This window comes from Mitsuokella multacida DSM 20544, from assembly GCF_000155955.1.
In the GTDB taxonomy this organism is placed as follows: Bacteria; Bacillota; Negativicutes; order Selenomonadales; family Selenomonadaceae; genus Mitsuokella; species Mitsuokella multacida.
On record NZ_GG697141.2, the window covers coordinates 442,165 to 442,905 of the forward strand.

The 741-nt window shown below is 51.4% G+C and carries 2 protein-coding genes; both read left to right on the forward strand.

Annotated features, from left to right (window positions below):
• Window positions 1-469 (forward strand): IS607 family transposase (locus MITSMUL_RS13025; protein WP_005839534.1); only part of this gene is annotated, 469 nt, incomplete at its 5' end.
• A partial coding sequence (locus tag MITSMUL_RS02125; protein WP_147653141.1) for a helix-turn-helix domain-containing protein occupies window positions 408-741 on the forward strand: 334 nt, incomplete at its 3' end. The genes MITSMUL_RS13025 and MITSMUL_RS02125, both read left to right, overlap by 62 nt.

Below are 741 nucleotides of genomic sequence, written 5' to 3' on the forward strand. Positions count from 1 at the left end.
GATTGTTCTATATGCCAGGGTATCGAGCCGGAAGCAGGCAGATGATCTAGAGAACCAGGTGGATTTCCTCCAGCAATACGCGAATGCTAAAGGCTTGATTGTCGATACCATCGTCCGAGATTATGGCAGTGGTCTGAATTATAACCGTAAGAAATGGAATCAGCTCCTAGATGCTGTCATGGAAAATCAGGTCAGGATGATCCTCGTGTCACACCGCGATCGTTTTGTCCGATTCGGGTTCGATTGGTTTGAGCGGTTCTGCAAGAAGTTCAACGTGGAGATCGTGGTCGTGAAGAACGAGAAGCTGTCCCCGCAGGAAGAGCTGGTGCAGGATATCGTCAGTATACTTCATGTATTTTCTTGTCGGCTTTATGGGTTACGTAAGTACAAGAAGCAGATTGAAGGAGATGAGGAACTTGCTGAAGGCATTCAAGACAGAGCTCCGTCTCACCGAACGGCAGAAGGATAAAGTTCGCCGTTCACTCGGCATCTGCCGCTTCCTCGCGAACCAGTACATCGCCCGCAACATCTGGCTGTACCGCCTGTATCAGCGCGGCGTCCTCGATGAGAAGCAGCGCCGTTTCGTCACCGCCAATGACTTCGACAAGTACGTCAACCATGTGCTGAAGAAGAAACTCCCTTGGATTGACCAGTGCGGCTCCAAGGCGCGCAAGAAGGTCCTCGTCAATGCAGAGCAGGCGTTCAGGCGCTTCTTCAAGGGACAAGCGCACTTTCCACGTT